14 protein-coding genes and 1 pseudogene are annotated in these 15854 nt (G+C 73.1%); 6 read left to right on the top strand and 9 right to left on the bottom strand.

Annotated features, from left to right (window positions below):
- Nucleotides 1-346 (bottom strand): DUF488 family protein (locus AB0H64_RS24785; protein ID WP_357629023.1); only part of this gene is annotated, 346 nt, incomplete at its 3' end.
- Between the two features lie 142 nt (nt 347-488).
- Here AB0H64_RS24785 and AB0H64_RS24790 point away from each other — a divergent pair.
- Nucleotides 489-1016, top strand: coding sequence for a GNAT family N-acetyltransferase (locus AB0H64_RS24790; RefSeq protein ID WP_357628634.1), 528 nt, complete (start codon nt 489-491; stop codon nt 1014-1016).
- On the opposite strand, the gene AB0H64_RS24795 is transcribed toward AB0H64_RS24790, so the two are convergent.
- A complete protein-coding gene (locus tag AB0H64_RS24795; protein ID WP_357628637.1) occupies nt 989-1888 on the bottom strand; it encodes a LysR family transcriptional regulator in 900 nt (299 codons plus the stop codon). The genes AB0H64_RS24790 and AB0H64_RS24795 overlap by 28 nt on opposite strands.
- Nucleotides 1889-1969: 81 nt before the next feature.
- On the opposite strand from AB0H64_RS24795, the gene AB0H64_RS24800 reads away from it, so the two are divergent.
- Together AB0H64_RS24800 and AB0H64_RS24805 are read left to right on the top strand one after the other, a co-directional pair.
- On the top strand, nt 1970-3163 hold the full coding sequence (locus AB0H64_RS24800) for an MFS transporter (protein ID WP_357628640.1): 1194 nt from the start codon (nt 1970-1972) through the stop codon (nt 3161-3163).
- A gap of 11 nt (nt 3164-3174) precedes the next feature.
- Nucleotides 3175-3993: an alpha/beta fold hydrolase gene (locus AB0H64_RS24805; RefSeq protein WP_357628643.1), complete on the top strand. Its 819-nt coding sequence runs from the start codon at nt 3175-3177 to the stop codon at nt 3991-3993.
- Between the two features lie 25 nt (nt 3994-4018).
- Here the strand turns inward: AB0H64_RS24805 and AB0H64_RS24810 are convergent, their stop codons facing one another.
- The gene (locus AB0H64_RS24810) at nt 4019-4882 is read right to left on the bottom strand and encodes an isocitrate lyase/phosphoenolpyruvate mutase family protein (RefSeq protein WP_357628646.1); all 864 of its coding nucleotides are present in this window, start codon (nt 4880-4882) and stop codon (nt 4019-4021) included.
- Between the two features lie 127 nt (nt 4883-5009).
- On the bottom strand, nt 5010-6029 hold the full coding sequence (locus AB0H64_RS24815) for an aldo/keto reductase (RefSeq protein WP_357628649.1): 1020 nt from the start codon (nt 6027-6029) through the stop codon (nt 5010-5012).
- 141 nt (nt 6030-6170) lie between these two features.
- Here AB0H64_RS24815 and AB0H64_RS24820 point away from each other — a divergent pair, with 141 nt between their 5' ends.
- Both AB0H64_RS24820 and AB0H64_RS24825 read left to right on the top strand, forming a co-directional pair.
- Nucleotides 6171-6791 (top strand): helix-turn-helix domain-containing protein, encoded by a 621-nt coding sequence (locus AB0H64_RS24820; protein ID WP_357628652.1) that lies wholly within the window; start codon nt 6171-6173, stop codon nt 6789-6791.
- An 82-nt stretch (nt 6792-6873) separates the two neighbouring features.
- Nucleotides 6874-7650, top strand: coding sequence for a hypothetical protein (locus tag AB0H64_RS24825; RefSeq protein ID WP_357628655.1), 777 nt, complete (start codon nt 6874-6876; stop codon nt 7648-7650).
- Here the strand turns inward: AB0H64_RS24825 and AB0H64_RS24830 are convergent.
- From AB0H64_RS24830 to AB0H64_RS24850, 5 genes and pseudogenes are all read right to left on the bottom strand, one after another.
- Nucleotides 7628-7975, bottom strand: a pseudogene (locus tag AB0H64_RS24830) (hypothetical protein); the annotation flags it as partial. The gene AB0H64_RS24825 and the pseudogene AB0H64_RS24830 overlap by 23 nt on opposite strands.
- A 42-nt stretch (nt 7976-8017) precedes the next feature.
- Nucleotides 8018-9907: a CocE/NonD family hydrolase gene (locus tag AB0H64_RS24835; RefSeq protein ID WP_357628657.1), complete on the bottom strand. Its 1890-nt coding sequence runs from the start codon at nt 9905-9907 to the stop codon at nt 8018-8020.
- A 189-nt stretch (nt 9908-10096) separates the two neighbouring features.
- Entirely contained in the window at nt 10097-10504 is a 408-nt protein-coding gene (locus tag AB0H64_RS24840; protein ID WP_357628659.1) for a hypothetical protein, read from the bottom strand.
- Between the two features lie 62 nt (nt 10505-10566).
- Entirely contained in the window at nt 10567-11796 is a 1230-nt protein-coding gene (locus AB0H64_RS24845; protein ID WP_357629026.1) for a serine hydrolase domain-containing protein, read from the bottom strand.
- A gap of 182 nt (nt 11797-11978) precedes the next feature.
- The gene (locus tag AB0H64_RS24850; protein WP_357628662.1) at nt 11979-12716 is read right to left on the bottom strand and encodes an alpha/beta hydrolase; all 738 of its coding nucleotides are present in this window, start codon (nt 12714-12716) and stop codon (nt 11979-11981) included.
- 287 nt (nt 12717-13003) lie between these two features.
- Between AB0H64_RS24850 and AB0H64_RS24855 the strand changes: the two genes are divergently transcribed.
- Entirely contained in the window at nt 13004-15670 is a 2667-nt protein-coding gene (locus tag AB0H64_RS24855; protein ID WP_357628664.1) for an AAA family ATPase, read from the top strand.
- The last annotated feature ends 184 nt before the right edge of the window (nt 15671-15854 follow it).

Here is a 15854-nt window from a genome sequence, read left to right on the forward strand (position 1 = left end):
CGGGGCGGCGGCGCCGGGGGGGGTTGGGGTTGTTGGGGCGGCCCGGGGGGGGGTCGAGCGGGGTGCGGGGCCCGCCCGGGCGGGGGGCCCGGGGCCCCACCCCCCCCCCCCCCCGCTCGGGCTCCTCCAGCTCGGCGAGGTAGCGGCGGGTGAACTCGGCGAACCGGTCGGGGTCGTGGCCGTACCAGCGGCGCAGCTCGGTGGACGGCGCGACCTGCTTGCACCACTCGTCGAGCCGCGCCGCCGCCTTGGAGAGCCCCCGGGGCCACACCCGGTCGACCAGCACCCTCGTCCCGTCGTCGCCCGCCGGCTCCTCGTAGACCCGCCGCATCCGCACCCCGGCCATGGCTGCCATGGCTCCTCCCCGTCCGTCGTCGTCCTCCCGATAGAGCGTTCCCGGCCGGGGCGGTCGCCGCACGCCGGCCTCGAACCTGGTTGAGCGGCGGGCGCGGCAGCGGGAACCAGCGGCAGCGGGCACCATGGGGATCATGGCAAGGTTCACCGACCCGACACCCCGGCTGCGCGCGTCGTTCCTGGAGGCGGTGGCCGAGTTCCGGGCCAACCGCGACTATCCGCCCTCCTGGTTCGTCGGCGACGTCGATCCGCCCGCGCTGACCGACCCGGACGCGTTCGAGGCGTACGTCGCGCGGGTGCTGGGCGAGCGGTCCGAGGCGGGCATACGGAAGGGGTTCGTCCCCATGACCACGCTGTGGTGGGCCGACGGCGACCGGTTCCTGGGCAGGATGGCCATCCGGCACCGGCTCACCCCGGCGCTGGAGCAGCTCGGCGGCCACATCGGCTACGACGTGCGCCCCTCCGCCCGGCGCCGGGGGCACGCGACGGCCATGCTCGCCGCGGCGCTGCCGGTCGCCCGGTCGCTGGGCCTGTCCGAGGTCCTGGTGATGTGCGACCTGACCAACACGGCCTCGCGGCGGGTCATCGAGGCCAACGGCGGACGGCTCATCGACGTCACCGAGCACAAGCGCCGCTACTGCGTGCCGACCACGGCCCCCTGACCCCGTGGCGCGCCGGTCAGGTGCTCCACGAAGCGGGCGACGGCGGCCGTCGGGTGCGGCGGCGGGTTCCACACCAGGCCGATGGGGCGGTGCTGCGCCGGCACCAGCGGCCGGTAGACCGGGTCGTCCACCTCGGGCGTGGCCGGCAGCGGCAGGATGCCCACCCCCAGCCCGGCGGCGATCAGGCCGCGCACCGTGGCGATCTCCTCACTCTCGAACGCGATGACCGGCTCGAACCCCGCCTCCCGGCACAGCCCGTCGATGACCCGGCGCAGGTCCGTGGTCGGGGCGAAGGCGATGAACGGCTCGGTCCGTACGTCGCGCAGGGTGATGGCGGCGACGGCGGCCAGCGGGTGGTCGGCGGGCAGCGCGATGCACAGGCGCTGCTCGCGCAGCCGGTGCCAGCGCGCCCCGCTCCCGGGCGGCGGCGGGGTGACCAGCGCGGCGTCGATGTCGCCCGCGTGCAGCCAGGCCAGCAGCTCGCGGGCGAAGCCCTGGCGCAGCTCGAAGCGGATGCCCGGCGTGACGGCGCGGTAGTCGCGCAGCACCTCCGGCACCAGCCACCGCCCCACCGAGTGCAGGAACCCCAGGCGGATCAGCCCCGTGTCGGGGTTGGCCAGCGCGTCCACCCGGCGGCGGGCGTCGTCCAGCTCGGCCACCGCGCGGGCGGCGTGCTCGCGCAGCAGCGCGCCGAAGCGGTTGACGGCCAGCCGCCGCCCGCGCCGGTGGAACAGCTCCACCCCCAGGTCCGCCTCCAGCCGGGCCAGGGCCCGCGACAGCGTCGACTGGTTGACGCCCTCCAGGGCCGCGGTGTCGCGCATGTTCTCTGTGTCACACAGGGACAGGAACCAGCGCAGCGTCTGCACGTCCACCCAGCGATGATGCGCGTGCAGCATCAGCTACGTCAAACGCTGCATTTTGCGCATCATTCCCGGTGAGGCACGCTCGAAGCCGTGTCCTCCTCACTCGGGGCGGAGGAGCGCGTCCACCGGCGGATCAGGTACGGGCTGATGTGCGGCGGTCTGGCGAACTTCCTGGCCCTGTACTACGTCCAGCCGTTGCTGCCCGGCGTCGCGCGCCACTTCGGCGTGAGTGCCTCCCAGTCCACGGCGGTGCTGTCGCTGGCCACGATCACGATGGCGGTCGCGCTGCTGTTCGTCGGTCCGATCTCCGACATGGTCGGCCGGGTGGGGATCATGCGGCTGTCGCTGGCCGGCTCCGGCGTGCTGGGCGTGGCCACGGCGTTCGCGCCCACCTGGCACAGCCTGCTCGTGCTGCGCGGCCTGCAAGGTGTCGCCCTGGCCGGGCTGCCCGCCGTGGCGCTGGCCTACCTGCGCGAGGAGACGCCGCCCGGCTCCCACGTGCGCGCCAACGCCACCTACATCATGGGCACCGCCCTGGGCGGGGCGGCCGGCCGCCTGCTGCCCGGTCCGCTGTACGAGCTGGGAGGCTGGCGGGGAGCCGGCGCCGCCGTCGGCGTCATCACGCTCGTGTGCGGGGCCGGTCTGTGGGCGCTGGTGCCGCCCTCCCGCCGCTTCCACCGCTCCAGCCCCCGGCTGAGCCGCCTGCTGGCCAACACCGGCCGCACCCTCAAGGACCCGACCCTGGTCGTGCTGTGCCTGGTGGGCGCGGCGACCATGGGCGCCTTCGTCGGCCTGTGCAACGCGCTGGCCTTCCGCCTGGAGGCGGCGCCGTACCTGCTGGGAGGCGCCGCCGCGCTGGCCTTCCTCGCCTACCCTGTGGGGATACCGGCTCCGCTGGCGGCCGGCCGGTTCGCGTCGCGGCGCGGACGCGGCCCGGCCGCCCTGCACGGCGTCGCCCTGCTGGGGGCCGGTGTGCTGCTGACCCGCATGAGCGCGCTGCCTGCCATCGTCGCCGGGCTGGGCGTCCTGACGTTCGCCTTCCTGGGCACGCACTCGCTGGTCAGCGGCTGGGTCTCCGACCGGGCGCAGCGGGTCGGCGTCGGCGTCGGGCAGGCCGCCGGGCTGTACCTGCTCGCCTACTACGCCGGCAGTTCGGTGTTCGGCGCGCTGGCCGCCTACCAGTGGCAGAGCGCCGGCTGGTCCAGCGTGATCACCGGCGCCATCGTCCTGACCGCCGCGGCCGGACTGCTCGTCGCCCTGGCCCGCCGCTTCGACACCCCGTGAGGTCCCCGCTGATGAACACGACGTCCCCGCTCACCGCCACCACCGGCATCGCCACCGGTCCCGACGGCGTCGGCCTGGCCTACCAGGTCGGCGGCCGCGGCGAGCCCCTCGTCCTGCTGTCCGGCCAGGCCAACAGCCACCACTGGTGGGACGGCGTCCGCGCCGGCTTCGAGGAGACCCATCGCACGATCACGCTCGACTACCGCGGCACCGGCGCCAGCGGCAAGCCCGACGAGCCCTACAGCACCCGCGCGCTCGCCGCCGACGTGGTCGCCGTGCTCGACGACCTCGGCGTCGAGCGGGCCCACGTCTACGGGACGTCCATGGGCGGGCGGGTCGCCCAGTGGCTGGCCGCCGACCACCCCGGGCGCGTCGCCTCGCTCGTGCTCGGCTGCACCTCGCCCGGCGGCGAGCACGGAGTCGAACGCGACAACACGGTACGCCGGGCGCTCGCCCAGCCGGACCGGGCAGCGGCCGGACGGGCCCTGGCCGAGCTCATGTACACGCCACGCTGGCTGGAGACCCATCCCGGCCCGTACCACACCACCGGCGACCCGGGCATGCCCGCGCATGCCCGGCGGCGGCACCTGGCGGCCAGCAACGGCCACGACGCCTGGGACGCCCTGCCCGGCATCACCGCGCCGACGCTGGTGCTCCACGGCACCGACGACCTGCTCACCCCGGCGGACAACGCGCCGCTGCTGGCCGGGCGCATCCCGGGCGCGCGGATGATCCTCATCGCCGGCGCCCGGCACGCCTACTTCGAGGAGTTCCAGGACTACGCCACAGCGGTCGTGCTGGACTTCCTGGCCGGCCGCATGCACGCCTGACGCCCCGCCCGCCACCGGGCTCCGGTCAGGGGCGGGCCAGCAGCTCGTTCAGGCCGTCGGCCTCGCCGCCCGAGGCGGTGCCGTCGTACGTGCCGGCCGTCAGCAGCTCCCCGGCGGCGCGCGCGGCCAGCGCGTAGGCGGCCTGGGCGATGGCGGCGCCCAGGCTGACCCGCACGGCTCCGGCCGCGGCCAGCTCGGCCACCGGCGGAGCTCCGGCCCACACCATGACCGCCACCGGCAGCGGCCCGGCGGCCAGCTCGGCGATCGCCTCCGGGTCCGTCAGCCCCGGCACGAACAGGCTGTCCGCGCCCGCCTCGGCGTAGCCGGCCGCCCGTCGCAGGGCCTCCCTTACCCCCTCGCGGGCCGGCGCGCCGGTCAGGAAGACGTCGGTGCGGGCGTTGATCCACACGGGTACGCCCAGCCGGTCGGCGGCGGCGCGGGCCGCGGCCAGCCGCCCTGCCTGCTCCTCCGGCTCGAACAGCGGCGTGTCCGCACGGCCGGAGCGGTCCTCCAGGTTCACGCCCACCGCCCCGGCCCGCACGACCGCGGCCACGGTCGCGGCCACGTCCTCGGGCGCGGGCCCGTACCCGGCCTCCACATCGGCCGAGACGGGAACGGAGACGGCGCCGGCGATGCCGCGCACCACCGCCGCCACGCGCCCGGCGCCCAGGTCGGCGGCGTCGGGAACACCCAGTGACCAGGCCATTCCCGCGCTGGTCGTGGCGATGGCGGCGGCTCCGGCCCGGGCGATCACGGCCGCCGAGGCGACGTCCCAGGCGTTGGGCAGCAGCAGCGGGTCGCCGCGCCGGTGCAGGGCGGCGAACTTCTCCGCCAGCCGCGCCTGCCGGTCGCGGTCGAACGGCTCTTCGGGGGTGTCACGTTCAGTCATGGGACCGACCGTACGGACCTCCGCCCCCGCAGGCTGGCCATTTTCGGACATGTACGGATCGCCGGGCTTCACCGGAGCAGGCGCGTTCATGGCTGGGGGGTTCTTCCGGTTGACGGGGACGAGACGATCAGCGGCGCCGCAGACGTGGGTCGAGCAAGGCGGGAGGGGTGTCGAACTTCTCGTGCGGGGCGAGGTCGGTGCCGGGTGCGACGATCGTGTCGATGGCGTCGAGCACGTCGGCGGAGAGCACCGTGTCCGCGGCGGCGAGCTGCGCGTGCAGGTGCTCCAGCGTGCGGGGACCGATGATCGCGCTGGTCACGGCGGGGTGCGCGGTCACGAATCCGAGCGCGAGCTGGATCATCGTCAGACCGGCCTCGTCGGCGACCTCGGCCAGTTGCTCGACCGCGTCGAGCCGGGCGCGGTTGAACGGAAGGGACAGGTCGAAGCGCTGCGGCAAGAGCGCCGACCGGTTGGTGGCGATGTCCCGGCCCTCGCGGACCGCGCCCGACAGCCAGCCCGAGGCCAGTGGGCTCCACGCCAGCACACCGAGCCCGTACTCCTCGGTCACGGGCAGCACGTGCGTCTCGATCCCGCGCTGCAGGATCGAGTAGCCGGGCTGTTCGGTGACGTAACGGCTCAGGTGATGCTCGCGGGCGGCCCACTGGGCCTGCACGATGCGGTATGCCGGGAAGGTCGAGGAGCCGAAGTAGCGGATCTTCCCCGCGCGCTGCAGGTCGGTCAGAGCCGACAGCGTCTCCTCGTCGCTGGTGCTCGGGTCCCACCGGTGGATCTGGTAGAGGTCGACGTGGTCGACGCCGAGGCGGCGCAGGCTGTTGTCCAGCTCGGTGACCAGCCAGCGGCGCGAGCTGCCCCGATGGTTGCGCTCCTCGCCCATCGGCATGTTCGCCTTCGTGGCCAGCACGATGTCGTCGCGGCGGCCGGCGATGGCCTTGCCGACCATCTCCTCCGACTCGCCGTCGCTGTACATGTCCGCGGTGTCGATGAGGTTGATCCCGGCGTCGAGGGCGGCGTCGACGATGGCGGTGGCCTCGTCCTGAGTGGTGCGCCCGATCGCGCCGAAGTTCATCGCGCCGAGTACGAGCGCGCTGACCTGCACACCGGTGCGGCCCAAGGTGCGGTACTGCATGAGCGTGTCTCCTCCGTGGGAAGGCATGGCTTGGTCGTCGGTCCCCTGCTCTGACATGATGGAGCAAACGGAACATCGTCCCGTTTGACAATACGGGACGTTGTCCCGTTTAGCAATCACGGCAGCGGAGGGAACGGCGCGGTGAGCGACAGCCAGGCGGCGAGAGACGGCCAGGACGACCGAACGCAGGCGGCCCCCCGTAAGCGGGCCGACGCCCGGCGCAACGAGAAGACCCTGCTCGACGCCGCCGCGGCCATCTTCGTGACCTCGGGCGTCGAAGCGCCGCTGCGCGACATCGCGGCCAGGGCCGGCGTCGGGACGGCCACGATCTACCGCCACTTCCCGACGCGCGCGGATCTCATCATCGCCGTCTACCGGCACCAGATCGAGGCCCTCGTCGAGGCCGGTCCGGCGCTGCTGGCCGGCAGCGCGACCCCGCACGCCGCACTGGGGCGATGGATCGACCTCTTCGTCGACTTCCTGGTCACCAAGCACGGTCTCGCCGCCGTGCTGCAGTCCGACGAGGCCGGCTTCGACGCGCTGCACGCCTACTTCCTCGACCGGCTCGTGCCCGTGTGCGGCCGGCTGCTCGAAGCCGCGGCGACCGCCGGGGAGATCCGCTCCGACATGTCCGCCCTCGAACTCATGCGCGGCGTCGGCAACCTGTGCATCGGCAGCGAGAACAACCCCCACTACGACGCGCGCCGGCTGGTCGAGCTGCTCATCGCGGGGCTGCGCCTGCCGCACGCACAGGCGGAGTGAACAGGTCCTCGGGACAACCCCCCGCGCGAGTCACCAGGAGGCACCATCGCGCCCCCGCCCCCGCGCGGAGGACCGTAGGAGCATGACGGAGCATGCACGGATCGAGACCGACCTCCAGCAGGTGAAGGCACAGCTGCGCCGCATGCGGGTGCTCCTGGCGAGCGCGGTGACCGCGGCGGTGGCCGTCGGCGCGCTGCTGGCCGGGGGCAGGGACGCGGTCGCCGCGGACGGAGGGGGCGGACCGGGCGGCAAGGCCAGGTTCGAGGAGATCGAGGTGCAGCGGATCAACGTGGTCGAGCCCGACGGCAGGCCACGCCTGGTCCTGAGCAACAAGGTCAGGTCGCCCGGCGCGGTCGTCAACGGGGTGGACCTCGGCAACGCCGGCCGGCGGCCCGGCCTGACCCTCTACAACGCCGAAGGGGACGAGTCCGGCGGCATGGGCACCGACAGCGGGGTGGACGAGGGCAGGCCGTGGGCGTCCGGGCAGCTCGCGTTCGACCAGTACAAGCAGGACCAGACGCTCGTGCTGCGCTACACGGAGCAGGACGGCGCGCGCGGCGTGGGGCTGGCGGTGCACGACCGGGTGGACACGCCGCTGGACGAGCTCCTGGCCGAGATGCGCAGGATCGAGGCGATGCCGCCCGGCCCCGAGCGGGACCGGGCCCAGGCGGAGTTCCGGCAGAAGTACGCCGGGCCGCAGCGGATGTTCGCCGGCAAGCGCCCCGACCGGGCGTCGGTGGTGACGCTCGCCGACGCCAAGGGCACGCCCCGGCTGGTGCTGCGGGTCGGGCACGACGGCTCCCCGCGCATCCAGTTCCTCGACGCCACCGGCAAGGTCACCCGCACCATCCGAGGATGAGGCCCGAGGTGGGGGCATCGCTCCGCGCCGCGGCGCGTCCTGGAGCGCCGCCTCGACCACGCGCCGCACCGGTCACAGGCGGACGTCGCCAGGCCGTCCCGGCCGGTCGCGCACCGGCGGGGAAGGCCTGTCCGTGGCGGGGGCGCCACGGACGGCGACCGTGTAGCCGTGGGCAGAGCGACTGCATCTCCTTGATGAGCACCTTGAAGGGCTCGGGGATGCCGGGCTCGGGAATGTTCTCGCCCTTGACGATGGCCTCGTAGACCTTCACGCGGCCCAGCACGTCGTCGGACTTGATGGTCAGCAGCTCCCGCAGGGCGCCGCGACCACCTTGGCCGCGACCGCCCGCGAATGACGCTCTTGCTCTTTACCTGATGGGAGTGCCGTTGACCAGCGGCAGCGAGATCGAGGTGCCGGCCAGGTCGATGGTGACCTTGGCCCCGGTGCCGGGTTCGGCGTCGGCCCCCGTGCCGGTGCCGGCCTCGCTGAGGTTGAAGTCGTCGTTGGCTCCGGTCAGCACCAGGCCCAGCCGGTGCCCGGCCTTGAACTCGTAGTCCTGCGGCAGCATCTTCCAGGTGATCTGGTACGGCCTGCCCGGCGTCAGCGGTGTCGAGCGGCTGAGCGACTTGTGGTTCTGCGCGTCCAGGATCCCGCGGGTGACCACGTTGAAGCCGGAGGTCGCCGTGTTGTCGCCGGCCTTGAAGTAGCAGCCGTCGTCGGCGGCCGTGCTCTGGCCGACGCAGTCCTCGCCGCCGGTGAACTTGAGGCCTTCCGCGGCCGTCGCGCCGCGTTCGCGGTAGTTGATGCGGGTGTCGGTGCCGTAGTCGACGAGCAGGACGCCCAGGTTGGCGGTCGGCTTGTCCAGTGTGAGGCGCAGGCTCACCGACGGCGTTCCGGACAGCCGCGTCGCGTTCTTCAGCGGCGGGGTCAGGAAGGCCAGCCGGTTCGGGTGGGTGGTGGCGGGGGTGTCGGCCATCGCGATCTCGGTCTGGGCGGTGTCGAGGTAGCTGCCGGTGCCGGTCGAGGGCTTGCGGGCCAGGGAGCCGTCCTGCTGTGGCCGCAGGGTCGTCGTCCGCGTCGGTGCCGGCCAGTCGGCCTGGGTGATCCACCGGTCCGGGCCGAGCTGCACGTCGACGCGCGGCCGGCGCATGATGTCGTTGGCCACGCCCATCAGTTCGTGGTCGAACCACTGGTGCAGGGTGTCGAGCCACACCTCGCGGCGGGCCCAGAACGGGTCGAGGTGGCCGTACTGCGTGACCCACGCCTTGCGCTGCACGTTGCGGGGCAGCTTGGCCCACCACTCGGCGAACTGGCTGCCCACCACGTTGCGGTCCTGCATGCCCATCACCGAGAAGACGCTGGCGCGGACGTCGCGCGCCTTGGAGATCGGCCCGGTGCGGTAGTTGCGTTCGTGCCAGTAGGCGTTGTAGTTGCCGGTGGCGTCGTCGGAGTCTTCGGCCAGCTTCTGGCGCACCGCCGCGCATTTCTCGTCCGGGTCCTTGTCGACCCGCCTGGACTGCCAGGCCGCCGCACCCTTGAACCAGGTGATGGTGCCGTTGTTGCGCGAGTTCTCGTATCCGCTGGTGTAGCCGGAGATGTTCACGATCGTCGCCAGCCCCTGCACGCCGGTGCCGGCGACGCCGGCGCCGAGAGCCGCCTCATAGGAGTGGCCGATCATCCCGGTGCGTCCGGTGGTCCAGGTGGCTTCGACCGGATCGCCCTGGTCGTCGTAGGCGCGGGCCCGGCCGTTCAGCCAGTCGACGACCGCCTTGCCGCCCAGCACGTCGGAGGCGCCGTAGGAGGTCGGGCAGCCGTCGGACAGCCTGGTGCCGATCATGTCCACGGACACGAACGCGTACCCGCGCGGCACGAAGTAGTTGTCGTAATACATCGGGAACTTCGTCACGTTCCCGTTCGCGTCGTAGGTCTTCTTCTCGATCTCGTAGCCGACTCCGGGATCGTCGTAGTACGGGCTCTCCTGCATGATCACCGGGACCTTGAGTCCGGAACCGGACTCCTTCGGCCGGATGATGTCCACCCGGACCAGATCCTTCTTGCCATCGCCGTCGCTGTCCACCGGCGACTCCACCCGGACATGCTCACGGATGGCGTCCTGGTAGGAGAAGACCGGCTGCGTCAGCCCGCCGGAGACGTCGATCCGCGGCTCCGCCGTCGCGGACGCGGGAGCACCGGTGACCACGAGCGGGGTCACGAGCGAGACCGCGGCGAGGAACCCTCGCCGCTTGAAACTGGACATGCGCCATCCTCTGGGCTGGTCATGGGTATCGGTGGCATCGGTATGGCAGCCGTGAGGCGCCGTGGCACGATGCGGTGTTTCCATTTGTCAGTGCGGGGTGCGCCGGCCGGATGAGGCCTTGCCTCGCCGCCGTGTCGCGGGTGCCGGACAGGCCCCGGTCACAGCCGTTGCCGTACGGCCGGCATCTCGTCAGGCGGCGTCGAGAGCTTCGGTGATCTTTCGGGTCATGTCGGCGACGGTGGGGCCGGGCCGGCCCTGGTGGGTGCGGGCGGCTGCGGCGACGGCGACGAGGACGGTGTTGCGGAAGTTGTCGGCCTCGGCCGGATCCTGGTTCTTGAGCAGGCTCATGGCTTGCGTCAGGGCGGGCAGCACCTGGTCGGCGATCGCGGCGACGGACTTGTTGTCCAGCTTCATGTCCTTGGGATATCTGGCGAGCACGTGCCCGACCAGGCCGGTGGCGGAGGCCAGGGCGATGGAGCCCTCGGTGGCGGCCTTGTGGGGCGAGCCGGCGGCATCGGCGGCGGCCATCAGCGTGACGGCGCCGTAGGCGGCGGTGCGCAGGGTGAGCTGGTCCTGCTCGGTGAGGGTGAGCGACATGGTGGCGTGTTCCTTGGGGTGTCGTGGGTGGAGGACGTGGTCTGTCGGGCGCGGGCTCGGTGTCAGTCGTCGAGCGCCTGGTAGAGCGTGGTCCAGAAGTCGTGGATGAGCAGCGCCGGATCCGGGACCGACATCCCGACCTGGGTGAGCAGGATGCCGGTGAGCTGGTTGGCCGGGTCGGCGTAGGTCGAGGTGCCGCTGCCGCCGTCCCAGCCGAACTGGCCGACGGGGGCGTAGTCGCCGCGGTAGGTGCGCACCGCCATCCCGAAGCCCCAGCCGCCGTGCTGGCCCTGGCCGTGCGAGATGTGCACGTTGTTGACGGCCATGGCGTGCCGGGCGGCCTGCTGCTCGGGAGTGAGCCGGTTGGTGGTCATCAGCTCGACGGCGGGCCGCGACAGGATCCGCCGCCCCTGGTGCACGCCGCCGTCGAGCAGCATCCGGAAGTAGGCGTGGTAGTCGTCGGCGGTGGAGACCAGCCCGCCGCCGCCGCCCAGGAAGGCCGGCGGCCGGCTCCAGCGTCCGCCCTTCGCCTCGTCCCACACGTGGAAATCTCCGGTCTGCGGGTCGGGGGCGTAGAGGTCGGGCAGCCGGTCGATCTTCTCGGCGGGGACGTGGAAGCCGGTGTCCTTCATGCCCAGCGGCTCGAAGATGCGCTCGCGCAGGAACGCCTCGAACGACTGGCCGGTGACCCTGGCCACCAGCACGGCGAGCACATCGTGGCTGATCTGGTACTGCCAGCGCTGTCCGGGCTGATGCATCAGCGGGAGCGTGCCAAGGCGGCGCATCCACTCATCCGGCTCGGGCATCGGCTCCGGCAGATCAGGCGTGAGCCCTTGCTCGAAGATCGCGCCCATGATCGGGCTGCCCAACGCCGTCATGTCCATGCCGAGCCCGAACGTGGAGCTCAACAGGTCCCGCACGGTGATCGGCCGCCGCGCCGGCACGGTGTCCTCCAGCGGACCGTCGATCCGCTTCAGCACCCGACGGTCAGCCAGCTCCGGCAGCCACGGATCCACCACATCATCCAGCCGCAGCCGGCACTCATCCAGCAGCACCATCGCCGCCGCCATCGCGACCGGCTTGGACGTCGAGGCCATCCGGAAGATCGTGTCCCGCCGCATCGGCGCGCCACCGTCATGCCGCATCGTCCCGAGCGCCTCGACGTGCGTCCGGCCGCCGCGGCCGACCAGGGCGACCAGCCCGGGAATCCTCCCCGACTCCACATGCCGCGCCAGCACCTCACGCAGCCTGCGCAGCCCTGTCGCTGAGAGACCGCTGTTGCCGTGTTCCATCATGAATCTCCTTACCTACAGTGATCGATCTCGCGAAACCCGATGACCCAGTTCACGGCCCCGAGGCCGCGATCGCTGCGCCGTTCATGACATCCACCATCGCCGGCCGCGCTGATACCGGGCCGTCGCCGGCCTGACTCGCCCGCTGACACGATCAGGAGCCGAACGGTCCCGGTGGCCCCTCACCCGCGGATCAGGGATGCGATGTCGCGGAACAGCCGGTCATGGGCGGCGGCCGCCTCCGGGCAGGTCAGGTCCATGTTCTGGATGAAGCCATGCATGAGGCCGGGTTCTTGCCGGTGCGTCACCCGTACACCTGCCTGTGCCAGGCGATGGGCGTAGGCGTCGCCCTCGTCGCGCAGCGCGTCGTGCTCGGCCGTCACGATCAGGGTGTCGGGCATGCCGCGCAGATCTGGTGTCAGCAGTGGGCTGGCCTGGACGCGGGCCGCGGGATCCGGCGCCCATTGCGCGATGGCCCAGGCGAGGAAGTCGGCGTCCAGCGCGTGCCCGGTGCCCTTGTCGACGACGCTGGGCCGGGACAGCGTCAGGTCGGTATTGGGACAGATGAGGATCTGTACGGCGGGCAAGGCGTCGCCCGCGTCGCGGAGTCGTAGGCAGGCCATGCTCGCCAGGTAGCCGCCCGCGCTGTCGCCCGCCACCGCAGCCGGGCGCGACCAGCGCAGGACCGCGGCTACGTCCTTGACGGCTGCCGGGTAGGGGTGCTCGGGGGCGAGCCGGTAGTCGACGGCCAGCACCTCCACGTGGCAGGTGTCGGCGATGCGCCGACAGGTGCGGTCGTGGGTGTCCAGGTCGCCCATGACGAACGCGCCGCCATGGGCGAACACCACGAGGGGACGCGCCTGCTCGCAGGGCCGGTAGTGGCGGAGCGGGAGCCCGCCGGGCCCGTGAAGGTCTTCCACGTGTGCCAGTGCGGGGCCCCGGGGACGCACGGCGGCGCGCCGGCGGGCGCCTTCGCGGAGGTCGGGTACATCAGGAGACATCATCGGTGCCTTGTCTCGCGGTGGGGTGGCGATCGCGGCTGGTCCTGCGGTCGGGTCGGTCCAGTGGCTGGTGGCGGTGATCGTGCCGTCCGGCCGGTCCGTCCGCGAGGCCCGCGAAGAGGGTGTACGGAAACGCTAGATCCGGCCGCGGCGCGAGGAATGAGTAAAGTGACTCACGATCTGTCATAGGTACATGGGGACGTGCGATGTTGCAGGGGCGGGCGGAGGAGATCCGCGTCATCGAGGCCCTCCTGGCCGAGGCGAGATCCGGCGGCAGCGGAGTCCTGGTGATCAGGGCCGCGCCCGGCATGGGCAAGTCATCGCTCCTCGACCACGCCGCACAGGCGGCCGGCGGGGCACACGTGCTGCGCGTGGTCGGCGTGGAGACGGAGGCCGAGCTGCCCTTCGCCGCCCTGCACCTGCTGCTGCGGCCGGTGCTCGACCGGCTGGAGACGCTTCCCGGACCGCAGGCCGCGGCGTTGCACGGGGCGTTCGGGCTGGCAGCGGTCACCGAGACCGACAGGTTCCTGGTCGGGCTGGCCGCGCTCACCCTGCTGTCGGAGCTGGCCGAGGAACGACCGCTGCTGTGTCTCATCGACGACGCCCAGTGGCTGGACCACGCCTCGGCCTCCGCCCTGCTGTTCGCGGCACGGCGGTTGCGCTCCGAGGGTGTCACCCTCCTGGTCGCCGCGCGCGACGACCAGGACGCCTTCCCCGCGGCCGGCCTGCCCGAGCTGCGCCTCGGCGGGCTGGCACGCGAGGAGGCCGAGCGCCTGCTCAGCGACCGGCTCCCGGCCCACCTGCGGGAGCAGGTGCTCAAGGAGGCCGACGGCAACCCGCTGGCCCTCATCGAGCTGTCGAGAGCGGTCGGCGAGAGCGAGCTGGACTTCGGCGGACCGCTCCCGCTCACGCACCGGCTCCTGGAGGCCTTCGCCGGCCGGGTCCACCGGCTGGCGGAACCGGCCAGGAGGATGCTGGCGGTGGTGGCCGCCGAGGACACCGGGAATCTGGGGATCGTGCTGGCCGCGGCCGGCACGCTCGGCCTGCCTGCCGACGCGCTGGAGCCGGCCGAGCTGGCCGGGCTCGTCAGGGTCACCGGCGGCGTCGTGCGCTTCCACCATCCGCTGCTGCGCTCGGCCGCCTATCAAGCGGCGCCCTCCTCGCAGCGCCGGGCGATCCACCGGGCGCTGGCCGAGTCCGTGAGCAGCGACCGGCGAGCCTGGCACCTGGCCGCGGCGGCGACCGGGCCCGACGAGCAGATCGCCGACGCCCTGGAACGTTCGGCCGAGCAGGCCGCGGCCCGCAACGGCTACGCGGCCATGGCCGCGGCCTACGAGCGCTCCGCGCAGCTCAGCGCCGATCAGGAGCACCGGGCCAGGCGGCTCGCCGCGGCGGCGGGAGCGGCCAGCGAAGCGGGCCAGTCCAGCCGCGCGGCGGAGCTGGGCGACAGCGCCGCGCAGCTGACCGACGACCCGATGACCCTGGCCCGGCTCGCCGAGGTCAGGGCGGCGGCGGCGTTCGACGAGGGCTCGCCGCGGCAAGCGGCCCGCGTCCTCATCGAAGGGGCGGCCCGCATCGCCGAGGTCGCCCCCCGGCCGGCCGCCCGCATGCTCGTGTCCGCCTCGCACAACGCCTGGTTCGCGGGTGACGCCGCGCTGAGCGCGGAGGCGGCGCAGCAGCTCGACCGGGTGGCCCTGCCGCCGGGGGACGACCTGGCCGGCGTCACCCGCGGGCTCGCTCTCGTCCTCGGAGGTGATCTCGAGACCGGCTACCCGCTGCTGAGCGACCACCTCCGCCAGGCGTCGCCGTCCGGCATCGAGGAGCAGCTGACCACCGCCCACCTCGTCTTCGTCGCCGGACGTCTCGATCAGGCACTCGGCCTGTCCGCCTCCCTGGTCGCCCGGTGCCGTGCCGAGGGCCGCATCCGGCTGCTGCCCTTCGTCCTCGACCAGCTCGCCTACAGCCGGCTCCTGACCGGGCGCCACCGTGACGCGCGCGACAACGCCGCGGACGGGCTGCAGATCGCCCTGGACACCGGCCAGGCGCACCACGCCACCGGACTGCGAGGCATCCTCGCCTGGCTGGCCGCCGTCGAGGGCGACGAGGAGCGCTGCCGCGCCATGGCCGAGGACGGCGTCAGGTTCGCGCTCACGCACAGCGGCCGGGCCGTGGCCCTGCTCGCGACGTGGGCGCTGGCCATGCTGGACCTGACGCAGGGGCGTGATCAGGCGGCGCTCGACCGCCTCCAGGCGCGCCGCCGCGGCTCATCGCACTTCTCCACCAGGATCGTCGCCGACGAGGTCGAGGCCGCGGTACGGCTCGGCACGCCGGACCGGGTGCTGGAGCCGCTGGCGCTCTTCCGGCGCTGGGCGGCGCTGTCGGGCGAGGCGTGGGCGGGCGCCCTGGTCGCGCGCTGCCATGGGCTGATCCATGATTCGGAGGAGCACTTCATCCGGGCGCTGGAGCTGCACCGGCTGACGGACCAGCCGTACGAGCAGGCCAGAACGCACCTGGCCTATGGGGAGTGGCTGCGCCGCCGCCGCCGCAAGGCCGAGGCACGCCCACACCTGCGCCAGGCCCGGGAGGCCTTCGAACGCCTGGGCGCCAAGCCCTGGGCCGATCGGGCGACCGCCGAGCTGCGCGCCGCCGGCGAAGCGCCGCCCACCCGCCGCCGCGTCGATCCCGGCCGCCGGCTGACCGCCCAGGAACTGCAGGTCGTACGGCTGGCCGCGACCGGGGCCACCAACCGCGACATCGCCGCCCACCTGCTCCTCAGCCCGCGCACCGTCGGGCAGCACCTCTACAAGGCCTTCCCCAAGCTGGGCGTCGTCTCCCGGACGGAGCTGGCCCGGCTGGACCTCGACGAGCTCTAGCATTTCGTTTCGCACACCATCCGGCCCGATGCGCGGGGCCGGCCACGCACGCCCGAGGCGGGCTACGCCGGGATGTAGAACCCGAGCGTGTTCGCCACCATGGCCGACACGATCTCCGGCGACTCCCCCGCCTCCCGGTGCGCCTCGCCCGACGCCTCGCCGCCGGCGGTCATGGACTGGCGCG

Source organism: Nonomuraea sp. NPDC050733, from assembly GCF_040654215.1.
Lineage (GTDB): Bacteria > Actinomycetota > Actinomycetes > Streptosporangiales > Streptosporangiaceae > Nonomuraea.

Coding starts and splice junctions, on each gene's coding strand:
- AB0H64_RS24845 (WP_357629026.1), bottom strand. CDS start 11,796: ATGGAACACGGCAACAGCGGTCTCTCAGCGACAGGGCTGCGCAGGCTG.
- AB0H64_RS24825 (WP_357628655.1), top strand. CDS start 6,874: ATGACGGAGCATGCACGGATCGAGACCGACCTCCAGCAGGTGAAGGCA.
- AB0H64_RS24790 (WP_357628634.1), top strand. CDS start 489: ATGGCAAGGTTCACCGACCCGACACCCCGGCTGCGCGCGTCGTTCCTG.
- AB0H64_RS24815 (WP_357628649.1), bottom strand. CDS start 6,029: ATGCAGTACCGCACCTTGGGCCGCACCGGTGTGCAGGTCAGCGCGCTC.
- AB0H64_RS24855 (WP_357628664.1), top strand. CDS start 13,004: ATGTTGCAGGGGCGGGCGGAGGAGATCCGCGTCATCGAGGCCCTCCTG.
- AB0H64_RS24805 (WP_357628643.1), top strand. CDS start 3,175: ATGAACACGACGTCCCCGCTCACCGCCACCACCGGCATCGCCACCGGT.
- AB0H64_RS24810 (WP_357628646.1), bottom strand. CDS start 4,882: ATGACTGAACGTGACACCCCCGAAGAGCCGTTCGACCGCGACCGGCAG.
- AB0H64_RS24840 (WP_357628659.1), bottom strand. CDS start 10,504: ATGTCGCTCACCCTCACCGAGCAGGACCAGCTCACCCTGCGCACCGCC.
- AB0H64_RS24835 (WP_357628657.1), bottom strand. CDS start 9,907: ATGTCCAGTTTCAAGCGGCGAGGGTTCCTCGCCGCGGTCTCGCTCGTG.